At 46.6% G+C, this 25,734-nt stretch carries 22 protein-coding genes; 19 read left to right on the forward strand and 3 right to left on the reverse strand.

What is annotated here, in order from left to right:
* The first annotated feature begins 10 nt into the window (after nucleotides 1-10).
* From NSQ38_RS09730 to NSQ38_RS09790, 13 genes are all read left to right on the forward strand, one after another.
* Nucleotides 11-1,372 carry a GH1 family beta-glucosidase gene (locus tag NSQ38_RS09730; RefSeq protein WP_133387168.1) on the forward strand — a complete coding sequence of 454 codons (1,362 nt, stop codon included), beginning with the start codon at nucleotides 11-13 and terminating at the stop codon, nucleotides 1,370-1,372.
* A gap of 357 nt (nucleotides 1,373-1,729) precedes the next feature.
* A complete protein-coding gene (locus NSQ38_RS09735; RefSeq protein WP_091038518.1) occupies nucleotides 1,730-1,993 on the forward strand; it encodes a hypothetical protein in 264 nt (87 codons plus the stop codon).
* A gap of 318 nt (nucleotides 1,994-2,311) precedes the next feature.
* A complete protein-coding gene (gene cyoA, locus NSQ38_RS09740; protein ID WP_091038520.1) occupies nucleotides 2,312-3,286 on the forward strand; it encodes a ubiquinol oxidase subunit II in 975 nt (324 codons plus the stop codon).
* A gap of 21 nt (nucleotides 3,287-3,307) precedes the next feature.
* Entirely contained in the window at nucleotides 3,308-5,278 is a 1,971-nt protein-coding gene (locus tag NSQ38_RS09745; RefSeq protein WP_091038522.1) for a cbb3-type cytochrome c oxidase subunit I, read from the forward strand.
* Entirely contained in the window at nucleotides 5,279-5,899 is a 621-nt protein-coding gene (gene cyoC, locus NSQ38_RS09750; RefSeq protein WP_091038523.1) for a cytochrome o ubiquinol oxidase subunit III, read from the forward strand.
* Nucleotides 5,900-6,229 carry a cytochrome o ubiquinol oxidase subunit IV gene (cyoD, locus tag NSQ38_RS09755; RefSeq protein WP_091019256.1) on the forward strand — a complete coding sequence of 110 codons (330 nt, stop codon included), beginning with the start codon at nucleotides 5,900-5,902 and terminating at the stop codon, nucleotides 6,227-6,229.
* A gap of 216 nt (nucleotides 6,230-6,445) precedes the next feature.
* The gene (gene kduI / locus NSQ38_RS09760) at nucleotides 6,446-7,285 is read left to right on the forward strand and encodes a 5-dehydro-4-deoxy-D-glucuronate isomerase (protein ID WP_036606918.1); all 840 of its coding nucleotides are present in this window, start codon (nucleotides 6,446-6,448) and stop codon (nucleotides 7,283-7,285) included.
* A gap of 88 nt (nucleotides 7,286-7,373) precedes the next feature.
* Nucleotides 7,374-8,132: a DeoR/GlpR family DNA-binding transcription regulator gene (locus NSQ38_RS09765; protein WP_176873132.1), complete on the forward strand. Its 759-nt coding sequence runs from the start codon at nucleotides 7,374-7,376 to the stop codon at nucleotides 8,130-8,132.
* 77 nt (nucleotides 8,133-8,209) lie between these two features.
* Nucleotides 8,210-8,962 carry a 2-dehydro-3-deoxy-D-gluconate 5-dehydrogenase KduD gene (kduD, locus tag NSQ38_RS09770; RefSeq protein WP_062836432.1) on the forward strand — a complete coding sequence of 251 codons (753 nt, stop codon included), beginning with the start codon at nucleotides 8,210-8,212 and terminating at the stop codon, nucleotides 8,960-8,962.
* A gap of 37 nt (nucleotides 8,963-8,999) precedes the next feature.
* A complete protein-coding gene (locus NSQ38_RS09775; RefSeq protein ID WP_339788852.1) occupies nucleotides 9,000-9,845 on the forward strand; it encodes a sugar phosphate isomerase/epimerase in 846 nt (281 codons plus the stop codon).
* A gap of 238 nt (nucleotides 9,846-10,083) precedes the next feature.
* A complete protein-coding gene (locus NSQ38_RS09780) occupies nucleotides 10,084-11,391 on the forward strand; it encodes a homocysteine synthase (RefSeq protein WP_036606925.1) in 1,308 nt (435 codons plus the stop codon).
* 422 nt (nucleotides 11,392-11,813) lie between these two features.
* A complete protein-coding gene (locus tag NSQ38_RS09785; RefSeq protein ID WP_339788854.1) occupies nucleotides 11,814-13,829 on the forward strand; it encodes a heavy metal translocating P-type ATPase in 2,016 nt (671 codons plus the stop codon).
* Nucleotides 13,830-13,961: 132 nt separating this feature from the next.
* Nucleotides 13,962-14,771 carry an alpha/beta hydrolase gene (locus NSQ38_RS09790; protein ID WP_036668033.1) on the forward strand — a complete coding sequence of 270 codons (810 nt, stop codon included), beginning with the start codon at nucleotides 13,962-13,964 and terminating at the stop codon, nucleotides 14,769-14,771.
* Nucleotides 14,772-14,893: 122 nt separating this feature from the next.
* Here the strand turns inward: NSQ38_RS09790 and NSQ38_RS09795 are convergent, their stop codons facing one another.
* Nucleotides 14,894-15,625, reverse strand: a complete 732-nt coding sequence (locus NSQ38_RS09795) for a ZIP family metal transporter (RefSeq protein WP_036606933.1) — start codon at nucleotides 15,623-15,625, stop codon at nucleotides 14,894-14,896.
* Nucleotides 15,626-15,881: 256 nt separating this feature from the next.
* On the opposite strand from NSQ38_RS09795, the gene trxB reads away from it, so the two are divergent.
* The 3 genes from trxB (at nucleotide 15,882) to NSQ38_RS09810 (ending at nucleotide 19,377) form a co-directional block, all read left to right on the forward strand.
* A complete protein-coding gene (gene trxB, locus NSQ38_RS09800; protein ID WP_036668032.1) occupies nucleotides 15,882-16,823 on the forward strand; it encodes a thioredoxin-disulfide reductase in 942 nt (313 codons plus the stop codon).
* A gap of 62 nt (nucleotides 16,824-16,885) precedes the next feature.
* Nucleotides 16,886-17,116, forward strand: a complete 231-nt coding sequence (locus NSQ38_RS09805; RefSeq protein ID WP_036668031.1) for a glutaredoxin family protein — start codon at nucleotides 16,886-16,888, stop codon at nucleotides 17,114-17,116.
* Between the two features lie 281 nt (nucleotides 17,117-17,397).
* A complete protein-coding gene (locus NSQ38_RS09810; protein ID WP_339788857.1) occupies nucleotides 17,398-19,377 on the forward strand; it encodes an AraC family transcriptional regulator in 1,980 nt (659 codons plus the stop codon).
* 123 nt (nucleotides 19,378-19,500) lie between these two features.
* Here the strand turns inward: NSQ38_RS09810 and NSQ38_RS09815 are convergent, their stop codons facing one another.
* Together NSQ38_RS09815 and NSQ38_RS09820 are read right to left on the reverse strand one after the other, a co-directional pair.
* Nucleotides 19,501-19,698: a hypothetical protein gene (locus NSQ38_RS09815; RefSeq protein WP_017692236.1), complete on the reverse strand. Its 198-nt coding sequence runs from the start codon at nucleotides 19,696-19,698 to the stop codon at nucleotides 19,501-19,503.
* A 147-nt stretch (nucleotides 19,699-19,845) separates the two neighbouring features.
* Entirely contained in the window at nucleotides 19,846-21,012 is a 1,167-nt protein-coding gene (locus NSQ38_RS09820) for an ROK family protein (protein WP_036668027.1), read from the reverse strand.
* A 198-nt stretch (nucleotides 21,013-21,210) separates the two neighbouring features.
* Between NSQ38_RS09820 and xylA the strand changes: the two genes are divergently transcribed.
* The 3 genes from xylA to NSQ38_RS09835 all read left to right on the forward strand — a co-directional run bounded on the left by xylA (nucleotide 21,211) and on the right by NSQ38_RS09835 (nucleotide 25,723).
* A complete protein-coding gene (gene xylA, locus NSQ38_RS09825; RefSeq protein WP_036606941.1) occupies nucleotides 21,211-22,527 on the forward strand; it encodes a xylose isomerase in 1,317 nt (438 codons plus the stop codon).
* A gap of 764 nt (nucleotides 22,528-23,291) precedes the next feature.
* Nucleotides 23,292-24,785, forward strand: coding sequence for a xylulokinase (xylB, locus tag NSQ38_RS09830; RefSeq protein WP_339788860.1), 1,494 nt, complete (start codon nucleotides 23,292-23,294; stop codon nucleotides 24,783-24,785).
* A 221-nt stretch (nucleotides 24,786-25,006) separates the two neighbouring features.
* Complete coding sequence (locus tag NSQ38_RS09835) at nucleotides 25,007-25,723, forward strand: glycosyltransferase family 2 protein (protein ID WP_339788863.1); 717 nt, start codon at nucleotides 25,007-25,009, stop codon at nucleotides 25,721-25,723.
* Nucleotides 25,724-25,734: the final 11 nt, after the last annotated feature.

The following is a 25,734-nucleotide window of genomic DNA, read 5'->3' on the forward strand; positions in this document are numbered from 1 at the left end:
GGAGCCAACCATGACCATTTTTAAATTTCCGCAAGATTTTCGCTGGGGTACAGCAACAGCTTCCTATCAAATAGAAGGAGCGGCACAGGAAGGTGGACGCGGGGTATCCATCTGGGATACGTTTGCGCGCACACCTGGCAAAGTATATAACGGAGATAATGGAGATGTCGCGTGTGATAGTTACCATCGGTATGAGGAAGACATCGAACTGATGAAGAAACTCGGGATTAATACATACCGGTTCTCCATTGCCTGGCCGCGTATTATTCCTGACGGAGATGGTGAGATCAATCGGGAAGGTCTGGACTTCTACCACCGCTTCGTGGATGCATTGATCGAGGCTGGAATTGAACCGTTCCTCACACTGTATCACTGGGATCTTCCGCAAACGCTGGAGGATGACGGAGGCTGGGGCAACCGCAGAACTGTAGACGCTTTTGTGAAATATGCCGAAGTGATCTTCAAAGAATTCTCTGGCAAAATCAACTTCTGGCTGACATTCAACGAACCATGGTGCATCGCGTTCCTGTCGAACCTTCTCGGGATTCATGCGCCAGGAAACAAAGACCTGCAGACGTCAATCAATGTTGCTCATGGATTGTTGGTCGCTCACGGTAAAGCCGTTCAATCCTTCCGTCGTTTGGGTACAACCGGACAGATCGGTATTGCTCCGAACGTATGCTGGGCTGAGCCGTACAGCAAATCTCCTGAGGACCAAGCTGCGTGTGACCGATCGATTGCGCTTAATACCGATTGGTTCCTTGATCCAATCTACAAAGGTTCATATCCGCAGTTTATGGTGGATTGGTTCGCAGAAGCGGGAGCTACGGTGCCAATCCAAGAAGGCGATATGGAGATCATCTCGCAACCGATCGACCTACTAGGTATTAACTATTACACCATGGGGATCAATCGTTTCAATCCAGAGGCAGGCGCGCTGCAATCGGAAGAAGTTGATATGGGTCTCACCAAAACCGATATTGGCTGGCCAGTGGAATCACGCGGCTTGTATGAATTCATGCATTATTTGCAAAAGTACGGCAATGTGGATGTGTATATCACGGAGAACGGTGCCTGCATCAATGATGATCTGGAGAATGGCAAAATTAATGATGATCGCCGGATTGCATATTATGAACAGCACTTGGCTCAGATTCACCGCATCATTAACGACGGCATTAACCTGAAAGGATACATGGCGTGGTCACTGATGGATAATTTCGAGTGGGCAGAAGGCTACCGCATGCGTTTTGGTCTTGTTCATGTGGACTATCGTTCACTCGTGAGAACGCCGAAGGAGAGTTATTACTGGTATCAGAACGTCATCAAGAATAATTGGTTGGAGACACGGAACGAACATAATCCCCAATAGTTTAGGTGGCAGGTTTAAGGGAAAAGCAGGTCCTCATTATATATGGTTCCCTTATTGAAGTTGAAAAAGACGGTAACATTGGAGTATTCCAATATGCCGTCTTTTTTGTATTTTTACCGTTGGAAATGAGTAGTTCATAAAGGTTTCATAAGGTCAAGTGCAGTTCCTGTTATGAAGAGACGTTTTTTGGGTTATAAGAAGTATGATGAATTGAAAAATGTTTTGTCAACGGTCGAAATCAAAATAAAGTGTCCAAATTGCGAATAAAATTTGAACATTTGTTGACTAAAAATCATACTGATGTGGTATATTGGTATAAGGAAAGCACTTACAAAAAGGGAAAAGGAAGTGTTTACTATGGCATCGAAGACAGCAATGGTTAGCCAATTGGAGCGCAAAGACAAAAATATGCGGCGCGCCGTCTTGACGATGACAGTTCTGGCATGGGTCGCACTCATTACGGGAGTGGTCATGTGTCTGATCAATCTGAACGACTTTAATGATCGTAATCTTGGCTTGATGGTTGGTATTGGATTCCTTGTAGGTAGTGTGTTTATTTACGTTATTGCCAAAGCGATTGGCCTTGTTCATACACGCCGGGAAGACGAAGGCGCCGATTGATTATAATCCTGCGTTAATTCGTTCATAATAAGACTGGATAAGTTCCCGGAATCCAGTCAATAAAGCCCTTTGCGGATTCGTTGACACTGTTCAACGGGACTGCAAAGGGTTTTATTTTGTGACTTGAAGTGTAAAGATTACGAAGTACAAATATCAAGCATGCAAGCGATTTGTGAGAAAAAATTCACACATTTAAGGTGTAAAATCGACAAATTTGTTAACAAGAACAAAAAAGTTGTTCATTTCTGATATCTTTAGTAGGAAGAGAGTAGTATACTGATTTTTCAGTATGAGCGAATTTAAGGAGAGGGGATCAAAATGAACAAGAAACCTAGGTCGCTAATCCGGATTATCATTCCGGTTGTCCTGACGTTGGTTACAATTGCATTGATTGTCTGGCCAATGCTGGCAGGCGGGCAGTACGTTGTTCTGGATCCGAAGGGGCCAATTGGCGCTTCGCAGAGAGATTTGATTGTCATCTCGACAATTTTGTGTGCTGTCATCATTGTGCCAGTACTCATTTTGTCTGCCGTAATCGTATGGCGTTACCGCGACAAGCCGGATAACAAAGCTGCTTATGAGCCTAACTGGTCTCATAGTACGAAGGCGGAGGCAATCTGGTGGACGGTTCCAATTATTATTATTGGAATACTTGCAATTGTAACGATTCGTTACACGTATGATCTGGAGCCTTCGAAGCCGTTGGCTCATGAGAAAGAACCAATTACCATCCAAGTGTCTTCACTGGACTGGAAATGGCTGTTTATGTATCCTGAGCAAGGGATTGCAACGGTCAACACGCTGAATATTCCGGCAGACCGGCCCGTGAAATTTGAACTCACTGCGGATTCACCAATGAACTCATTCTGGATTCCGCAACTTGGAGGACAGATTTATACGATGTCGGGTATGGCGATGACCTTGTATCTGCAGGCAGATCATGAAGGCAAGTACTGGGGTTCAGGCGCTAACTTCACAGGTGAGCATTTTGGAGAAATGCGTTTTGATGTGAATGCTACATCGGACGAAGATTTTGACAATTGGGTAGCTGAAGTGAAACAGAGTTCTCAGGCGTTGACTACAGAAGGTTACAAAGCACTGGCTGAACCAGGAACAAGCAATGTTGCTTATTATTCTGCCTTCCCAGAAGGATTGTTCCAAAATATTGTGACCAAGTATGTTGTAGATGGTCAAAGTGCTCACAGTAAGCATGGAAGTTCAAGTGAAGCTTCTGGAGCCATTCAAAGTGCAACTGACAAGTCCAATCAAGACGAGGACAAGAGTGCTAACTAAAGATTCGAAAGGAGGCCCCCAATGTTAGAGAGACTTAAAGAGTTTGCATCGGAGTTTTTCGTAACTGGCGACCCGCTGATCTATGGAGCAGACGTGGCCATCGGTATTACGATGATTACTATCGTAACGGTGCTGACTTATTTCAAAAAATGGGGCTGGCTCTGGCGTAACTGGTTAACTACCGTCGATCATAAAAAGATCGGTATTATGTATATCATTGCTTCCATTATCATGTTGTTCCGTGGTGGTGTGGATGCATTGATGATGCGTCTGCAGCTGGCTATGCCTAACATGGATTTCTTACATCCTGAACATTATAATCAGGTCTTTACAACTCACGGCACGATCATGATCTTGTTCATGGCGATGCCATTTATGTTTGGTTTATTTAACGTTATCGTGCCATTACAGATCGGAGCAAGGGACGTTGCCTTCCCGTTTCTGAATGCATTGAGCTTCTGGTTATTCTTCCTGGGAGCAATGCTGTTTAACCTGTCCTTCGTTATCGGTGGTTCACCGGATGCGGGATGGCTGAGTTATCCACCTCTATCGGAGCTGTCACACAGTCCGGGGGTCGGACAGAACTTCTATATATGGGGTATACAGATATCGGGTATCGGTTCCCTGGCTACCGGTATCAACTTCCTGGTTACCATCATTAAAATGCGTGCGCCAGGCATGAGATGGATGAAAATGCCGATGTTCACATGGTCGGTATTCTCCACTTGTATCATTATCTTGTTTGCTTTCCCGATCTTGACCGTGACACTTGCATTGTTATTCCTCGACAGGTTTGCCGGGGCGCATTTCTTCACACTTGATCTGGGCGGTAACCCAATGATGTATATCAACTTGATCTGGATGTGGGGTCACCCTGAGGTATACATTGTCGTCTTGCCGGCATTCGGTGTGTTCTCCGAGATTGTAAGTACCTTCTCTCGGAAAAAACTGTTTGGTTACAAGTCAATGGTATTTGCAATGTTAATTATCAGCTTCCTGTCCTTCTTCACATGGGCGCATCACTTCTTCACGATGGGTTCAGGAGCGGACGTGAATGCATTCTTCGCCGTAACTACGATGTTGATTGCTATTCCAACAGGGGTCAAAATATTTAACTGGCTGTTTACCATGTATCGAGGAAGGATTCGCATGGCGACTCCGATGATGTGGACACTTGCCTTTATCCCGTGCTTTATTGTCGGGGGTATGACAGGCGTTCTGTTATCCGTTGCTCCTGCTGACTTCCAGTTCCACAACAGTTACTTCCTGATTGCCCACTTCCACCAAGTATTGATCGGTGGCGTTGTCTTCGGATACTTCGCTGGTCTGTATTACTGGTGGCCTAAAATGTTCGGTTTCCAACTCGAAGAGAAACTGGGCAAATGGGCATTCTGGACTTGGAATATTGGTTTCTATGTCTGCTTCATGCCGCAGTACGCTGTCGGTCTGATGGGTATGACACGTCGTCTGAGCACATACGGCTGGGATACTGGCTGGTGGGAACTGAACTTCGTATCCACAATCGGGGCGTTCCTGATGGGTGTCGGATTCTTGTTCCAAGTTGCACAAATTGCAGACGGTATTCGCAAATACAAAACACTTAAAGCTTCCGGCGATCCATGGGATGGTCGTACGCTCGAGTGGTCGATTCCTTCACCAGCTCCTGAATATAACTTCGCTGTTACACCGCGCGGAGATGATATCGATGAGTGGTGGGAAGAGAAAGAACGTCGTGCCAAAGGCATCTATCCGCCTGAGCAACCGCTTGAGCCGATTCACATGCCGAAGAATTCCTCGATTCCGTTCATCATGTCTGTCTTCTGGTTCGTTGCTGGTTTCGGCTTCGTATTCGGTTGGCTGTGGATGGCGATTCTCGGACTTGCTGGCGTAGGCATCTGTATGATCGCCCGTTCATTCTCTTACGATACGGATTATTACATTCCGGTCGACGAAATTAAGCGTACCGAAGCGTCGTTAAGGGGGTCGGTATAGATGGCTCAAGCAGCCGCTAAGCACGGTGAGAATCATGCGCATGGTCATGACCATGGCCACCATGATCCACAGGAAATGAAAATTCTCGGATTCTGGTTCTTCCTGATTTCCGACGTTATCTTGTTCTCCGTATTGTTCGCAACCTTCATTGTGTTGCGTGACAATTCGGCGGGCGGACCGATTTTGTCCGAACTGATCAAAATGCCTGGCGTTATCGCCGAGACATTTATCTTGCTCACGAGTTCATTTACAAGCGGACTTGCCGTTCTGGCAATGAACCAGGGTAAAGTGAAACAATTGATTAACTGGCTGATTGTTACAGCTGTTCTGGGTGCAAGCTTTATCGCCCTGGAGGTTTACGAGTTTGTTGAGATGGTTCACGAAGGTTTTAGTTACACAACGAGTGCAGCTTCTGGTGCATTCTTCACCCTCGTGGGTACTCACGGACTTCACGTATCGCTTGGTCTGATCTGGATGATCGGACTCATGTTCCAACTGAAAAAACGTGGGATTACCGACGTTACTCGCGGTAAGATCAACGTCATCAGCTTGTACTGGCACTTCTTGGACGTCGTATGGATCTTCCTCCTGTCGATCGTCTATCTCATGGGGGTGATGTAGATGGCAGAGCACAACTCACATGATTCCCACGGCCATGAACAACATGGCTCACTGAAGTCTTATGTCATCGGCTTCATTCTGTCCGTCGTACTGACAATCATTCCACTTGTGGTGGTTTTGAACGACATGATGGGCAAAACAGGTACACTCATTGTGATTCTTGGTACAGCAGCACTTCAGTTTGTGGTTCAACTCTTCTTCTTCATGCATATCCGTGAAACAGAGAAACCACGCTGGAATGTCATGGCCCTTATTTTCGGATTACTGATTATGATGACCATCGTAATTGGTTCAATCTGGATCATGCTTAACAATGCTGTTGCACATTAATATGTGAAGCAAAGAAGATCTCCCGGTCTGTTTTACAGACTACGGAGATCTTTTTTTTGCTTTTATTTAAGAAATAAACATCGTTAGTGATTAATGATATGAATTATTTTAAAAATAAAGGTACACAAAAGATACATAATGAACTAAAATGAACTTATATGAACATTATCAAACTCAATCCCAACTAATTCAAATGACGAAAGGAATGGATTAATAATGGAAAATCGTTATGCTGCACATCCCAATGAAGTGAAAACGTATGATACATCTCGCCTGCGTGAGGAATTTTTGATGGAGCAACTGTTTGCAACCGATGAATTGGTAACGGTGTATTCTCATGTAGATCGTTATATTGTGGGAACGGCTGTACCTGAGAGCAAGGACATTACCCTTGAAGTGAACCTGAAAGATATCGGAACGAACTTTTTCCTGGAGCGTCGTGAAATCGGTATCATTAATGTCGGTGGTCACGGAACAGTGACAGCGGACGGACAAGGTTATGAGATTGGAGCGAAGGAATGTCTCTACATCGGTAGAGGTGTGAAGGAAGTTGTGTTCACGAGCAGTGACAAGGCTCAACCTGCCCAATTCTATTTTGTATCCACACCGGCTCATCACACCTATCCAACAGTAAAAGCAACGCAAGAACAAGCTCAGCCGAATCATCTGGGCAGCATCGAAACTTCCAATGAGCGTACGATCTATCGTTACATTCACCAAGGAGAAGGTGGAATTCAGAGTTGTCAGTTGGTGATGGGCATTACCGAACTCGACAAGGGGAACATGTGGAACACGATGCCTGCACATACCCATAACCGCCGTTCCGAAGTATACTTGTACTGGAACTTGCCTGAAGACGGTGTTGTATTCCATATGATGGGTGAGCCAAACGAGACGCGTCATCTGGTTGTACGTGATCGCCAGGCGATCATTTCCCCAAGCTGGTCCATTCACAGTGGTGTGGGTACAAGCAATTACACCTTCTGTTGGGCGATGGCTGGTGAGAACCAGACGTTCGAAGATATGGACGGCGTAGCGATGAAAGACCTGAAATAATAAATTACAGATGTCTGAGTTAAATTGACAGGGTAGACACTAGAACACTCATTCATTTTGACTCAGGTAGTATAGGAAGTTGATTATGATGAATCCATTGAAAAGACATGAAAAAATTATGGAGGCTCTGCTGGAGCGTCAGGAAGTAACCGTCAGTGATCTGAGTGAGTTGCTGCAGGTGACTGGGAAAACAGTGCGAGAGGATCTCGACAAGTTGGAGAGTATGGGACTGCTCGTACGTGTCCACGGTGGTGCTATGCTGGCTCAGAATGATCAGTATGGCATCTTGAATAGCCGCGGAGTTACCGAGAAGCATCATCCGGAGAAGACGGAGATTGCTGAACGTGCCCTTACTTACATTCGACCTGGAGATATCGTTGCCCTCGATGGTGGCAGCACCACGCTGGAGATGGCCAAACGTCTCGATAATCAACCACTGACGGTGGTGACCAATGACCTGTTCATTATTGCGGAGTTGACCAAAAAGGAGCAAGTGCGACTGGTTGTGCCTGGCGGGGCGCGTGTACGGAATATGTTGGTTGGGGATGATACGGCTGCGTTTATATCCAGTCTTAACATTCATAAAGCCTTTATATCCACGACAGCCCTTCATCCCGAATTTGGATTATCCATATACACGGGAGATCTGGTTCCTTTGAAAAAAGCAATGATATCTGCCTCGCAGCAAGTATACGGCGTTGTGGATCATTATAAATTTGGACAATTTGCACTTCGGACTTTTGCCCAGTGTTCGGAACTGGACTACATTATCAGCGATAGTCGTTTGGATGAAGAGACGGCTGCCTTATACGAGCAGAGCGGTGTCACAGTGGATTATCAAAGTTAACCTCATTCATTATTCATGGGATTAAAGAACGGACGGCTCTAAGGATTGCATATCAAAACCATGCGGAGGAATCATTCATGAACCCATTTGATTTAAGCGGACAAGTTGCACTGGTGACAGGTACCTCGGGAGGACTTGGACAAGGGATGGCCATTGGTTTGGCAGAAGCAGGTGCTGATGTGGTGCTGGTCTCTTATTCCAAACCTGCGGAAACGGCAAGTGCCATTGAAGCACTCGGACGCAAGGCTTATGTGATTGAAGCGGATTTAAGTAGAGAAGATGAGTTGTCGGCTGTGTTCGAACAGGCGCTTGCGTTCCAGGGCAGAATTGACATTCTCGTCAACAATGCCGGAATCATCCGTCGCACACCTGCGGCTGATCATGCAGGGCAGGACTGGCATGATGTAATTGGTCTGAACCTGAACACTGTATTTTTCCTAAGCCAATTGGCAGGCAGACATATGATTGAACGCGGAAGTGGCAAAATCATTAATATTGCTTCCATGTTGTCCTATCAAGGTGGGATCAACGTGCCAGGATATACAGCCAGTAAACATGGCGTTGCCGGTTTAACCAAAGCACTCGCCAATGAATGGGCAGGTAAAGGAATCCAGATTAACGGTATCGCACCTGGTTATATGGAAACCGATAATACTACCCAGATCCGTGCGGACGAGAATCGTTACCGGGATATTACAGCCCGTATTCCTGCGGGGCGTTGGGGAACACCAGAAGATCTGAAAGGCCCGGTTGTCTTTCTGGCATCTGCCGCTTCGGATTATCTGAATGGTCATGTGCTGAATGTCGATGGAGGCTGGATGGCACGTTAATCGTTTGATAATCGGATTAGCATAAGGAGGCAGTGAGATGAAACTTGGTATTCTGGCACATACATTTGGCAAACAGCCTACAGCACAGCTTGCACAGACGATTGCGGATAACGGATTTAATTCCGTACAGCTGGCGCTGGCCAAAGCATTATCAGATGTGGACTCATCAAATGGCAAGCTGAGCCCCGGACTGGCAAATGAGATCGGAGATCAATTTGCACAGCGCGGGGTGAAGATTGCAGTACTGGGCTGTTATATTAATCCGATTGACCCTGATCCAGTAAGACGACGTGCGGACATTGATCGATTCAAGGAGCATCTGCGTTATGCCCGGGATTTTGGTTGCAGCATGGTAGCAACGGAGACCGGGGTCTTGGACACCTATCAGGATACACATCCGGATGGATATGAAGAGAAGGCGTGGAGTGTGCTGAAAGAAACGGTTGAGGAGTTGGCTGAGGAAGCGGAGAAATGGGGCGTGCATGCGGCGATTGAGCCTGTGTCCACACATACCCTTCATACGCATGAACATATGACACGTTTGTTTGAAGAGATTCCTTCATCGAATCTAGGGATGCTGTTCGACCCGTGTAATTTGATCAAACAGCCACATGCAGCAGACCAAGGGGCTTTCTTGCGTGAGGTGATGGAATCGCTGTATCAGCGCATGATTGTGATCCATGCGAAGGATGTAGCCTTTGATGCACAGGGAGAGAAGTTCAACCCAGTACCTGGGGCAGGAATACTGGATTACCCGTTATTTTTTGAATTGCTAAAAACGTATAAGCCACATATCGATATTTCACTTGAAGGCGTAACTGCGGAGGAAGCTGTACCTGCAGCCAAACATTTGCGTGAAGTATGGAGTGCAGTTCGGGTCTAACCAAACCCTGGCTTCGGTATTGCATACCTAAGCCAAAGTAGCTGAAAAACCTTTGCGAGGGCAAAGGTTTTTTTAGTACAGAAATAAATAGTGTACATATTTAATTTTTCTTATCGGAACAATCGGAAATAAGTCTTTTCAAATACGACATCTTGTGAGAGAATATGGAAAACATATGCCACCATGTGAAGACATCAGGAAATTCAAGAACGTATATATCGAGGGAGGATTCAGATTTATGTCAAACGAACGTGAGCTTTCATTTGAAACATTGGCAATTCATGCAGGCCAGGAGATTGATCCAACCACCAACGCACGAGCTGTACCCTTGTATCAGACAACATCCTATGGATTCAAGGACACCGAGCATGCAGCTAACCTGTTTGGTTTGAAAGAGTTTGGCAACATCTATACCCGTTTGATGAATCCAACAACCGACGTGTTTGAGCAACGGATTGCAGCGTTGGAAGGCGGAGCTGGCGCGCTGGCTACAGCTTCTGGTCAAGCAGCCATTACGTTTTCACTTCTGAATATTGCTGGTGCAGGTGATGAGATCGTTTCTTCGGCGAGTTTGTATGGAGGTACATACAATCTGTTCTCGACAACTTTGCCGAAACTGGGTTTGGACGTGAAATTTGTGGATTCCAGTGATCCTGAGAATTTCCGGGCAGCGATTACGGAGAAAACGAAAGCATTGTATGCCGAAACGATCGGTAATCCAAAGGGGAATGTACTGGATATTGAAGCGGTAGCAGCTATCGCACATGAACATGGAATTCCTTTGATCGTGGATAATACGTTCCCAAGTCCGTACCTGCTTCGTCCCATCGAACATGGCGCAGATATTGTCGTTCACTCTGCAACGAAATTTATTGGGGGTCATGGTACATCCATTGGTGGCGTTATCGTGGATAGCGGAAAATTTGACTGGAAAGCAAGTGGCAAGTTCCCTGGATTGACGGAGCCGGACTCCAGTTATAACGGTGTTGTATATACGGAAGCGGTTGGACCGATTGCTTATATTATCAAAGCTCGTGTACAGCTATTGCGTGACCTGGGTGCAACGATCTCTCCATTCAACTCCTGGTTGTTGCTGCAAGGACTGGAGACGTTACATTTGCGCGTAGAGCGTCATAGTAGCAATGCCCTTGCAGTTGCGGAATTCCTTGAGAAACATGAGGATGTGTCATGGGTAAGTTACGCAGGTCTGCCGAGCCACGGTTCTTACGAGCTTGCACAGAAGTATCTGCCAAGAGGGCAGGGTGCCATTCTGACCTTTGGAATCAAAGGTGGTGCGGACGCGGGGCGCAAATTGATTGAAAGTGTCAAACTGTTCTCTCACCTTGCAAACGTGGGCGACTCCAAGTCACTGATTATTCACCCGGCAAGTACAACTCACGCACAGTTGACTGAAGATGAACAAACTGCAGCAGGGGTTAATCCGGAATTGATTCGTCTGTCTGTGGGTACGGAGAACATTCAAGACATTATCTATGATCTGGAGCAAGCCATCAAAGCAAGTCAGGGAGCAAGTGTAGGCGCGTAAATGGCATTGGGTGGATGTGCGAACAATCACTTAAGTGATATGCCATAAACAGGTCAAATGAATGTAAATAGATGGTTAAAACCGTTGTCCTCTGGGACAGCGGCTTTTTGTCTTTTTGAACACGCATGTATGACTATCCATCGAAAAAAGCCCATTTACAAATGTGGATCACAGGCATATACTGATTAAAAGTTGTATTGAGTAAAAATAATTGCATAAGTACAAAAATGATTATCATTCTCATTCGAGATTATTGTAAAATCATTCACAAAACCATGCTGCTGCGGGATTCCCGCAGCAGCATGTGTCATTTTTAGGGCATTAACAATGGCTCTCATTCTCAATACAACTTCATTTCTGGAAGCGGAACTTGAGCACATTCACTATCCGCAAACCTACCATTTGAAAGGAACGTGATTTATATGCAAGTGATACATCAACCTCTACACAGACAGCAACAAGCAGAACAACGCTCATCCCAAACACCCGGCCCCAATCGGGGCAAGAAGCCTGATTTTCGAGCCATGATGCAGAATAAAGAGATGCAATCTGCATTGGGCAGCGGGCTGTTGATGCTGATTGCCTGGGGAACTGCACCGTTTTTTGGTACCTTATCCATCATGCTCTACATTGTGGCGTATGCCGTGGGCGGTTGGACCAAAGCGAAGGAAGGTATCGAGACACTGGTTAAGGACCATGATCTGGATGTAAATCTGCTGATGATTGCCGCATCCCTTGGGGCAGCAGCCATCGGTTACTGGAATGAAGGGGCGATGCTTATCTTTATTTTTGCACTCAGTGGTGCGTTGGAAAGTTATGCGACAGAGCGCAGTCATAAGGATATCTCATCGTTGCTCGCACTTAAGCCGGAGACTGCACTGCGTATTGAAGATGGACAGATGAATCTCGTGGCTATTGATGATCTGCAGCCGGGTGATCTGCTGTTGGTCAAACCGGGAGAACTGATTCCTGCGGATGGCGTGGTGTACCGAGGGAGTTCTTTTATCAATCAGTCGTCCATTACTGGAGAATCCCTGCCTGTGGACAAAGTTGCGGGGGATGAAGTCTATGCAGGTACGGTAAATGGCGAGGGCGCATTATACGTAGAGGTCACAAAATCGGCGGAAGGTTCAGTGTTCGGCAAAATCATTAAAATGGTGGAAGAAGCGCAGGCGGAACTACCGGATTCTCAGCGTTTCATGGAGCGGTTTGAAGGGATTTACGCACGTATTGTTGTGGGGGTGACCTTACTTGTCATTGCAGGAACTCCGCTGCTGCTTGGCTGGACATGGAATGAGGCATTTTACAAAGCGATGGTATTTCTGGTGGTTGCTTCTCCTTGTGCATTGGTGTCTTCCATCATGCCTGTTATGCTGTCCGCGATGTCCAGCAGCGCCCGCCGGGGCATTCTTTTCAAGGGAGGTGCCCATATGGAGAATATGGCTCGCACGCGGGTCGTGGCTTTTGACAAAACAGGTACATTGACCATGGGCACCCCGCAAGTCACCGATATTATTACGGCTGAACATGTAGATCGTACCCAGCTGTTAGCTGCGGTGGCAGCGATTGAGAACATCTCCATGCATCCTTTGGCTCGTGCCATCGTAGATCAGGCGAATAAGGAGAATATCACACTTCAGGAAGCGGAGCACGTACAGGCTCTAACGGGCTGGGGCATCGAAGGAACGGTGAACGATGTGGTCTGGAGTATTGGCAAAACAGATGTAATGGAATCGATGCAGTCAGAGGAGATGAAAGACAGCAACGTTGATGATCCAGATAAACAGGGTGTTACCCCTGTGAAGGTGTCTTCTGAGTGGGACGATGTACGCTCTCGTCTTGAGGGGGAGGGAAAAACCGTATCCGTTGTTATGGCTGATGGTGAATTAGTCGGGCTGATCGCGATGCGGGACACGGTACGGCCACAGGCAGCAGCTGCAGTGAAAAAGCTTGAAGTGATGGGTATAAAAGTTGTCATGTTAACAGGAGACCGAGCCAGATCAGCTTCTGTAATTGCCCGTGAAACAGGAGTAAGTATGGTCTATGCAGATTTGCTGCCTGAAGATAAAGTGAAGCAGGTCCAAGCGCTCCGCAAAAAGTATGGTCCTGTGTTAATGGTAGGGGATGGTGTCAATGATGCACCAGCACTTGCAGCAGCTACTGTGGGTATGGGGATGGGATTGTCCGGCAGCGGGACTGCATTGGAGGTCGCTGATGCGGTATTGATGAACGATAACATTGAAGAGATCGCTTGGGTGATTGGGCAGGCTCGTCGAGCACAGCGCACGGTGAAGCAGAATATGTTTTTTGCCATCACCGTTATTCTGGCCTTAATTGCTGGTAACTTCCTCCAGGATGTCGCACTGCCTCTAGGTGTGGTAGGACATGAAGGAAGTACAATTCTGGTTATTCTGAATGGGCTCAGGCTGCTACGGTAATCAGATTTGGAGAGGAAAATGGTTAATTGGTTTCGCTGGTAGCATGCGGCTGGTTGAACGGCTCACGTTTGAACCTTGGGTCAGCGGGTAATGATTCGAAGAGACGATTCGATAATAAGGGAGCTGTGAAATATGGGACGTTATGTACAAGTGGAACCAAATGTAAAAGTATATGTTGAAGATATTGGCGAAGGCACCCCGGTTGTCTTTTTGCACGGCTGGCCTGTTAATTATAAAATGTTTGAATACCAATTGAACGTACTTCCGAACCATGGCATTCGTGCCATCGCGATAGATTTTAGAGGATATGGCTTATCGGATAAGCCTTCCACAGGATATGATTATGATCGCATGGCAGACGATGTTCGTGCCGTTATCGATGAGCTGGAGCTGAAAGACGCGGTACTTGCAGGGTTCTCCATGGGTGGAGCGATCGCAGTTCATTACATGGCTCGCCATAAGGGACATGGTGTCTCCAAGCTGGCCTTGTTATCTGCGGCAGCCCCTGTGTTCACACAGCGTGAGGGATATCCATATGGATTGACCCCAGAGCAGCTGAACGAGCAGATCATTGAGCCGATCTTTGCAGATCGTCCGAAGTTACTGGAGACGTTTGGCGGCATGTTCTTTGCTAAGAAACACAGCCAGCCATTCATGGATTGGTTCCATGCGCTTGGCATGGAGGCTTCATCCTATGGTACTATTCGCAGTGCAATTGCGTTGCGCGATGAGGACTTGCGAGGTGAACTGAGTTCCATTCAGGTGCCAACAGCCATTTTGCACGGGAAAAAGGATGAGATCTGTCCGTTTGACTTCGCCGAGCAGATGCACAAGGGCATCGCTTCGTCTCAACTGATTGCTTTTGAAGAGAGCGGTCATGGTGCATTCTATGATGAATTGGAGAAATTCAATTCGGAACTGATACGTTTCATCCAATCCTGATCAGGAGAGGACATAATGCCTCTGACAGGCGATCCCAGTAATTTCATGGAATCTTCATTTGTGGCTAAACAAAGAACCCGGTCGACAGTCTTGGACTGATCGCCGGGTTCTTTAGTCTTCAATTAAAACAATTCGGTAAGACCAATCATCGTGATGAGTCCGAGCAAAAAGGACATCGTCGCCACACGTGCATTGCCATCGCCGTGACTCTCGGGAATAAGTTCCTTGTAAACAATAAACATCATCGCACCGGCTGCAAAGGCCAGACCATAAGGCACAAGACCAGCTACGAGACTGCTCAAGGTGTAACCAATCATAGCTGTTATAATCTCTACCGCTCCGGTCAGGGTGGCAATACCCAGTGCTTTGAAGCGGCCAATGTTCTGGTTCACAAGAAAGAGGGCTACCAGGAATCCTTCCGGCGCATTCTGCAATCCGATGGAAAAGGCAATGAGATTGCCCAGGTTCTCATCCGAGCTTGCATAGCTGACGCCAACGGATAACCCTTCCGGCAGGTTGTGCATGGTGATGGCTGCAATAATCATGAAGGCTTTGGTTTCAATTTTAAAAGGCATTTTCTCGGGATTCTCCAGATCGACGTGTGGAATCTTCATCTCCAGCACCAGTAGAACCAGGCTACCCAGCATAATACCAAATGCAAGTACAAAGAGATTTGATTGGCCAAGCGCTTCCGGAATGAGATTATACACCGAGGCCGAGGTCATAATACCAGCGGCGTATGCCAGCAAGATATCACGCAGACGGTGCGATATTTTGCGCATAAATAGAATCGGTACGGCCCCTAGGCCGGTAGACATGGCTGATATAAAACTGCCAATGAGTGCATCGTTCATGCTTCCATTTTCCCTCCTGATGAAGACTTCTTCATAATCGCTGCCGAGCATTGACACCGTACATAAAAGAGATCATAATGAACAACAGATTAGAATGATTATAAATTAGAATTCCGTTTCTGCATAGGGCCATTGTCATATCACAGGCAGGTCTTGTGGACATGATGTGGGCTTTTCGTTCTAGTGTATGCAAAAGCCTAAGCTTTTGATGCCGGAGGGTCTAACCTTTTTGCAGAACCCGGGGGAGGAACTATACATGTATAAATCAATTATTATTGGAACAGGCCCTGCAGGGCTGACAGCAGCAATCTATCTGGCACGTGCCAACTTGAACCCACTCGTTATTGAAGGACCACAACCTGGTGGCCAACTGACAACAACGACTGAAGTGGAGAACTTCCCAGGTTTCCCTGATGGTATTATGGGTCCTGAACTAATGGATAACATGCGTAAACAAGCTGAGCGCTTCGGTGCTGAATTCCGCACAGGCTGGGTGAACAACATCGATATGAGCGAGCGTCCATTTAAGATTCAAGTTGAAGGTATGGGTGAACTCGTATCGGAAACATTGATCCTGTCTACAGGCGCATCTGCTAAATACCTCGGTATTCCTGGAGAAGAAACGAATGTGGGCCGTGGTGTCAGCACATGTGCAACATGTGATGGATTCTTCTTCCGTAACAAAGAAATCATCGTCATCGGCGGTGGTGACTCTGCTCTTGAGGAAGCAAGCTTCCTGTCCCGTTTTGGTTCCAAAGTAACACTGGTACACCGTCGTGAAGAACTGCGTGGCTCCAAAATCATGCAGGATCGTGCACGTAGCAACGAAAAAGTAGAAATGGCTTTGAACCGTACACCACTCGAAGTACTTGCTGGCGACAACGGCGTAACCGGATTGAAAGTGTTGAACAACGAAACAGGTGAAGAAGAAGTGATTCCGGCAAGCGGCGTATTCGTAGCGATCGGTCACACACCAAACACTGGTTTCCTTGGCGGACAGATCACTACGGACGAACATGGATATATCCTGACTACACCAGGTACATCCGAGACAAACATCCCAGGCGTATTTGCATGTGGTGACGTACAGGATACACGTTACAAACAAGCGATTACAGCTGCAGGTAGCGGATGTATGGCTGCCATGGACACAGAGAAATACATTGAGAGCTTGGAGCACAGCGCAGTTGTTCTGTAATAGAATGAGCTGATTTCAACCAAACTATAGATTAATATAAAACCATATGAGGTGAATTAAACATGGAAAACGTAATTGTATATACATCAACGAACTGCCCGAACTGCAAATCCGTAAAAACGTTCCTGGCTGACAAAGGTATCTCTTATGAGGAGCGCAACATCGAAACTAGCGATGAATTTGCACAACAAGTATGGGATATGGGTGTACGTGCCGTGCCATTGACTGTAATTGGTGAACACCGCATTCTGGGTATGAACAAAACTCAATTTGCCAAAGCATTGGACGCTTAAATCAGGCTTATTATCTGAATTATCATGTGTTGAAAGAAATTTTCGATTCATATGCAATTCCGGTTTTCGCGAGCCGTTAGGATATAGAAAGAACCGTACCCGGAAGGGTACGGTTTTTTGTGCATTTACTCTGAGTGTAATGAACGGATATTTAACTGATCGCAAGCAACGTGAAGTTCTAAGATGATGGCGCAATGAATTATCATTCGGAATTGTCCGATGTACAGAAGTGCGATATCATTTTCTTAAGTCGCAGAGCATAATTGAGGTGAACAAGCAGCATGATTATAGATCAGGAGGAGCATTTTCGCTTCTGGGAACAGGCAATTATACGAGATATCCATGTTGAACGTGCTATTCTTGCAAAGGGTGAAAGAACATTATTCACGATGCAGTCCAGCAGTTTTTTCTGTATAAAGAGAGGGAACTTACTGGTATTGCTTAATCAGAAGACCTATTCCATCCATCCTTTTGAGATTATTCATGCTCCTTCCAAAAGTCTGTTTGAAGTTAACGCAGGTTCAGACGGAGCAGAGTATATACTAATTTCGTATAAAGCAGAACGGCAGTCAACGTCCGGCGATGAGCCGCTGTTTGTAGATGAACACAAAGATCCAACTCACATTACATATCGTGTGACACTAGCGCAGCCAATGATGTTATATGAAATTGCAGATCGTATGTTAGAGACCCGGCAGCAGGAGGGGCCTTCGGTTCCGCTTCAACTTAAGGCATCTTTCTATCAATGGGTTTATCATATGGTGGAACAATACTATTTACAGTCTCCGGTCGTCAAAACGGCCAGTCCAGTCGAGTTGGTCATACAGACTTTGGAGTACCTGTTGCAGAACTATGCAAAACCGCATACGTTGGATTCTTTGGCTGGGGTGATGGGGCGGAGTCCGGGTCATCTCTCGAATTGTTTCAAACAAGTGCTTAATCGTGGACCGATTGACTGTCTAATCCGTCTACGTATGCAAAAAGCATATAAACTATTGGCCGAGACGAAGCTTCCGTTACGAGTAATTGCATCATCTATCGGGTATCAGGATGCGTATTATTTCAGCAATGCCTTTAAAAAGTACAGCGGAATTTCTCCACAGATGTATCGGAAGCAAATCAAGGAGGAAGATGTTATATCCTTAGCAGGAAGAAATCATATTGTTGGCTCTCCAGGCCCGTGTTATATTCCATCTTATGATAATGATAATTATTATCAATATTTGGATGGAGGGTCTGATGAAATGGTGAAAAATATAAAGAGAGTCCCAATGGCTTTACTGATGGCTTTTGGGTTGCTGTTAAGTGCATGTAGTGGCGGTTCTTCAGGGAATACAGGGGCTGCAACAGGAGATGGAAGTACAGCTCAATCGAAAGCACCAGCTTCCCAAGTAAACAGTTCAAGCGATATTAATACAAATGAAAATGTCCAAGCGACAACACGTATAGTGAACACATCCATGGGTGAGGTCGAAGTGCCAGCTAATCCGCAGCGTGTCGTAACGGATTTCTTTTTGGGTCATATTCTGGCCTTGAATGTAAAACCCGTAGGAAGTAACGGCGTATTCATGCAAAACCCTTATCTGGAGGGCAAGGTTTCCGGTATCGAGGATATTTCGGACAATCTTGAAGCAATAACTGGACTGAACCCTGACCTAATCGTTACAGGTAATGCCAAAAGTTACGATGCTTATTCCAAAATCGCCCCAACCGTCTTTCTGGACAACTCGGCCCCCGTTCGTGATCAGGTTAAAGAGCTTGGCGTTATATTGGGGAAAGAGGCTGAAGCATCGGCATGGCTTACCGATTTTGAACAAAAGGTGACTTCGGCCAAGGAGAGTTTAAGCAGTATAATCAAAGAGGGAGAAACCGTTACTGTGTTTGACGGAGGCTTGAGCAAAGACATCACTCTTTATGGTAATGCGCATACGGGCAGAACGATCCATGGTGAATTGGACTTGCCTATGAACGAGAACGTGAGACGCAGCGTTGATCCAAAAGTGGGCTGGGCTACGATCTCCAATGAACTCGCCGGATTATATGCTGGTGATTACATATTTATGGCCGTGGATGCCAAAGCGGAATCGTTTGACTATGCAAGTGATCCGGTGTGGGGAACGCTAGACGCAGTCAAAGACAATGAGTTATACGAAATTGATGGCTACAAATTCTATTTCTCCGATCCGATCTCCGTGATGGGCCAGATTCAGGATATTGTCGACATGATGGAAGAACGCGCTCTAGAGAATTCCAAAAAGTAAGCACGGTTACGCTAAAATAGGTAAGTAGAAAAATCCCCTTGCGTCCGTAATTCAGAGTACATGATAACGTGTACCCATGAATAACTGCGAAAGGGGATTTTGCATGAAAACAAATAATTACATCTAGAAAAAAATACTCATGAAAGTCTGAAATACAACATACACCAGCAATCCTGACAGCATGTACATGAAACCAGCCTTCTTTTTGCTCTGGAACAATCGGAGTATGCCAAGGCTGAACAGGGGCGCAAGCACAATCAGGAACAGGAGGACGGTGACAAACATTTGCGCCGAGATATCTGAAGTATCCACGTAGGTCACGCTTTTTTTCACTCCGTTTCGTTATCGGAATTAACACAGCTTGATTCACACAGCCATGACAAAAATCACATAACCCCATTATACATCTGGATTTCTTTAACAAAAAGGGAGGAAATGGGGCGAAATGATGTCAATTTTCATCTGTTATTAGACAGACACTCTGATTTTTCCTAAAAACTGGGATATCGCAGAGTAAGCGGCACCAACGCGGGTGGAACGGCTGCCCAGAGCTGCCCATTCAATCTGCAAACTGCGGCGGTGATAAGGTAATGTACGTTCCTCGACAACCTGTTTTAACGACGTTTCAATCCAGGGACCTGCTTCAGAAAGCGGACCACCAATGATAATACGTTCCGGGTTGAAACTGTTAACGATGTTGGTTATGCCAATCCCCAGTTTGCGTCCAATCGTGTTGTATAATTCCTGAACAGTATCGTGGCCTTGCTCCGCATGATGAATAAGCTCTCGTGTGGTATGAGCAGGTAATTTTAGCTGATGGTCCGGGTGCTCGTAGGCTTTTTCCGATGCGTATAACTCCCAGCAACCACGATTACCACAGGAGCAGGGCAGACCTTCCGCTTCAATGGACATATGGCCTGTTTCCCCTGCGTAGCCCCACGCGCCTTTGTATAATTCACCATCTACCATGATGCCTGAACCAATCCCCATGCCTGCACTGATGTAGATCATGTGACGGACACCGATACCTGCCCCAAAATTCAACTCTCCATGAGCACCAGCATTGGCTTCATTATCGATCGTTACAGGCAGTTCAAATTCTTCTTCAAGCATCGAGCGCAGAGCTACCTTCTCCCACCCCAGGTTGGGTGCAAACAGGACCGTTCCTGCCTCATCCACCATGCCGGGCACTCCGATACCGATGCCAATGACACCGTGAGGGGAAGCAGGAGCAGCTTCAATGAGCTGTTTTGCTGCCAATTTCAATTGCTCCAGTACAGAGGAGACGTCATGATGTTCCAAGGTCACTGCGTACTCTGTAATGATGTGTCCTTCCAGATCTGTAAGCACGCCTTTCAAATGGGTCACACTGAGTTCCAGACCGACTGCATAGCCTGATGTCCCTCGGAACAGCAGCATGAGTGGTTTACGTCCGCCGCTGGATTCACCAGGGCCAATCTCCTGCACCAGGTCATCACTGATCAGATCAGCAACCAGGTTGGATACCGTTGCTTTGTTCAGCCCCGTAACCTCGGACACTCGTGCGCGAGAAAGAGGGGCATGGCGCCGGATCGTATCGAGAACGATCGACTTGTTTATTTTTTTGACCAGCATCTGGTCTCCGGTAATTTTCATATGGTTAAGGCACTCCTATTCTTCTGATAAAAGGGTTCTGACCCACATCCGAAACAAGTTATTCGACTATTATAGCGTAAACAAACATGTAAAAAACAATTTTATTTTACTTTGTTTAACCAATAGACAAAGTATATTCGATGTGATAGGATAACGGTGTAAACGATTTCTTAAAACTATTGAGGAGGCATTTTACACATGGCCTATTTTGAATCCGTTAATAAAATTGCATTTGAAGGTAAAGATTCCAAGAATCCTTTTGCTTTTAAACATTATAATCCGGAAGAAGTGGTAGCCGGCAAATCGATGGAAGAACATTTCCGTTTCGGCATGGCTTACTGGCATACATTAACTGCAGGCGGCAGTGACCCGTTTGGTGCGGAGACAGCTGTTCGTTCGTGGGATAAATACTCAGGTCTGGACCTCGCGAAAGTACGCGTGGAAGCGGCATTTGAATTTTTGGAAAAAATGAATCTGCCGTTCTTCTGTTTCCACGATGTGGACATTGCACCAGAAGGCAACAACCTGCGCGAGTTCTACAGCAACATTGATACAATCGTTGATCTGATTGAAGATCATATGAAATCCAGCGGCAAAAAACTGCTCTGGAACACGGCGAACATGTTCTCGAACCCACGCTTCATGTTTGGTGCAGCTTCCACTTGTAATGCAGACGTGTATGCTCACGCTGCGGCACAGATCAAGAAAGGTCTGGAAGTGGGTAAACGTCTGGGCGCTGAAAACTATGTATTCTGGGGCGGTCGTGAAGGTTACGACACATTGCTGAACACAGACATGCAACTGGAGCAAGACAACATTGCTCGCATGTTCCACATGGCTGTAGACTACGCGAAGGAAATTGGTTTTGACGCACAATTCTTGATTGAGCCTAAACCAAAAGAGCCAACGAAACACCAATATGATTATGATGCAGCAACTTCCATTGCTTTCTTGCAAAAATACGGTTTGGACAAACACTTCAAACTCAACCTGGAAGCCAACCACGCTACACTGGCTGGTCATACATTCGATCACGAAATCCGCGTAGCTCGTACAAACGGTATGCTCGGTTCCCTCGATGCAAACCAAGGCGATATGTTGATCGGTTGGGATACAGATGAGTTCCCGGTTGATATGTACGATGCTACATTGACGATGTATGAAGTATTGAAAAACGGCGGTATCGGCCGTGGTGGTGTGAACTTTGACGCGAAAGTACGTCGTGGTTCCTTCGAAGCAGACGATCTGTTCCTGGCACACATCGCAGGTATGGACACGTATGCAAAAGGTCTGAAAGTAGCAGCAAAACTGATCGAAGATCGCGTATTCGATGACTTCATCGAAAAACGTTACAGCAGCTTCAGCGAAGGTATCGGTGCAGATGTGGTTGCAGGTAAAGCAACACTTGCTTCCCTTGCTGAGTATGCACTCAACAACGAAAGCCCACGCAAAAACCAATCCGGACGTCAGGAATTGCTGAGAGCGCAACTCAACCAGTACATCCTGGCTGACTAATATCGGATAGGCAGGGTGGGTGCATGTCGACCACCGATGGTTAATCATATGTGGTTGGACATTAGTGTCCAAACTAGCCTATGCACAAGATTAGCTTGTACCATGGAACGCCTGAACAAGCATGACATTCGGACCGTCCCCGACTTTCCCTTGGGAAGACGGGGGCGGTTTTTTGATTAAACAAATAACGCGTTTTTTAAATTTTTGATATAAATGTTTGTCTAAGATGGTACATGCAGAACGAAGTGAGCAGAAAGGACCCGAGGAAGCAAAGCGTTCGCTAAGAGCTTTCTGAAAGAAAGCTGGCTTCGGAAGCATAGGCTTATCCCCGGATTTCACCCTTGCTAAAGGGTATAAAGGAAATCCGGGGGTAACGGCGATCTGAGGGTTTTCTGATCACGGAGTGACCACATGAGCATCAAGGTTTCATTTATAACCAATGACGAATCAAGGTCATTGGATCAATCTTTCTGTTATAAGAACGAGTACGTTTTACTCGTTTCATATCCATGTGTGTCCAGGATCATGCATGCAAAACGGAGTGAGCAGAAAGGACCCGAGGAAGCGAAGCGTTCGCTAAGAGCTTTCTGAAAGAAAGCTGGCTTCGGAAGCATAGGCATATCCCCGGATTTCTCCCTTTTCAAAGGGATTAAAGGAAATCTGGGGGTAACGGCGATCCAAGGGTTTTCTGATCACGGAGTGACTTTCATGTGTACTTGGATCTTTCGTGGATATAACCTGTGATAAACGAGAGGAGTTAACCTATGAGTTACGTAATTGGCGTCGATCTTGGAACTAGCGCGGTCAAAACCGTGTTGGTCAATCGTGAAGGAAAAGTGGCATTTGAAGCATCTGAGGCATATCCGTTGTACCAGCCCAAGGCTGGATACAGTGAACAAAATCCCGAAGATTGGGTAGAGCAAACCATTGTTTCCTTGCGTAAATTGCTCGAAGTGTCTGGCGTGCAGCCTTCGGAAATCGAGGGATTGAGCTTCTCCGGTCAAATGCATGGACTGGTTTTGGTGGATGCTGAAGGTAAACCGCTGCGTAACGCAATCCTGTGGAACGATACACGCACAACGGCTCAGTGCCGCCGTATCGAAAAAGTACTGGATGGCAAGCTGTTAAGTATTGCCCGGAACCGTGCACTGGAAGGATTCACCTTGCCGAAAATTCTGTGGGTTCAGGAGAACGAGCCTGAATTGTTACAGCAAGCATCTTTGTTCTTGTTGCCAAAAGACTATGTGCGTTATCGCCTGACCGGGGATTACGCTATGGATTATTCGGATGCAGCGGGTACCTTGCTGCTGGACGTTGCAGGCAAACAGTGGAGTAAAGAGATTGCAGAAGCATTCGAGCTGCCAATCTCCCTTTGTCCACGTCTTGTGGAATCGTTTGAGGAAGTGGGCTCCTTGCTGCCTGAGATTGCGGATCAAACGGGTCTGGCGGCTGCGACGAAAGTATATGCAGGTGGTGCGGATAATGCTTGTGGTGCCATTGGCGCAGGCATTCTGAGTGAAGGACAGACGATGTGCAGCATCGGAACGTCCGGGGTTGTGCTTTCCTACGAAGAGCGTAAAGATCTTGACTTCGAAGGCAAAGTACACTTTTTTAACCATGGAGAGAAAGATGCCTTCTATATTATGGGTGTAACGCTTGCCGCAGGATACAGCCTGTCCTGGTTTAAGGATACGTTTGCAGCGGACAAATCGTTTGATGTGCTCTTGCAGGGCATTGATCAGGTTCCGGCGGGCAGCAACGGATTGTTGTTCACACCATATATCGTTGGGGAGCGTACACCTCATCCGGATGCGAATATCCGTGGCAGCTTCATCGGTATGGATGCAGGACACAAGCTGGAGCACTTTGGACGTGCGGTGATGGAGGGCATTACCTTCTCGCTGCGCGAGTCCATTGATATTCTGCGTGGTGCAGGCAAAACCGTCAATGAAGTCATCTCCATTGGTGGCGGTGCCAAGAACGAAGCCTGGTTGCAAATGCAGGCGGATGTCTTTAACGCTACGATTGTGAAGCTGGAGAGCGAACAGGGTCCTGCGATGGGTGCAGCAATGCTGGCTGCCTATGGCTGTGGCTGGTTCTCGTCCTTGCAGGAATGCGCAACAGCGTTTATTCACCCAGCGAAGTCCTATGAGCCAAACCCGGAAACGGTTGCCGTCTATGATGGACTGTTCGCACTGTATCAGAAAGTTTATGGACAGACACGTAGTCTCAATGATCGTTTGGCTGAATACCGTTAATTCATTTATTTCACTACATTAATCTTATGATTACATTTAAAAGCATCCGCGAAGGCGGGTGCTTTTTTGTCGTTCATCAAGATTAACCCCATGAAAGGTTTCCTTGTCCTGCATATCTGCATTCCGGCTCTGCATAGATTGAGAATAGAGGATTGTGATCCGTCCAGGCATCGTGTGTCGGACATTTTAATAGGTAGAAGCTTGAGCATGGGGGTGAAGCTTTGGATGGACATGAGGAACATGGAAGACCACATATTACCTTGTCGATGATCGTTCGTAATGAAGAGAATCGTTATCTCAGGCAGGCACTGGAGAGACATCGTTCCTGGATCGATCGCGCAGTAATTATTGATGACGGAAGCACGGATGGAACGGTCGCGCTGTGCAGGGAACTTCTGGACGGTATTCCACTCGTATTAGTGGAGAACGCTGCTTCACGTTTTGCAGACGAGGTAAGCCTGAGAAAACAACAATGGGAAGAGACGGTGGCGACCAATCCGGAGTGGATTTTGAATCTGGATGCGGATGAGATTCTAACCAGTGACTTTGGGGTGGTACGGGATCTGCTGCTCAGTGGCAACGAGGATGCGATCTATTTCAGATTGTTTGATATGTGGAGTGAGACGCATTACCGAGAAGATGAGTTTTGGCAGGCGCATGCCTATTATCGGCCATTTCTGATTCGTTATCACCCGGGGATGAGCTATGAATGGAAGGAAACACCCCAGCATTGCGGTCGTTTTCCGTTAACGATCCAACATTGGTCCTATGGATGTCATGCTCCCCGGGTGAAGCACTATGGGTGGGCGCGGGAAGAAGACCGCATCCGCAAATATGAACGCTATCAAGCACTAGACCCTGAAGCAAGATACGGTTGGAAGGAACAGTATGAATCGATATTGGATCAAGAGCCACGACTGTTGGCATGGTTCGAATAAGGAGAGGGGGA

Source organism: Paenibacillus sp. FSL R7-0313 (assembly GCF_037969885.1).
Taxonomy (GTDB): domain Bacteria; phylum Bacillota; class Bacilli; order Paenibacillales; family Paenibacillaceae; genus Paenibacillus.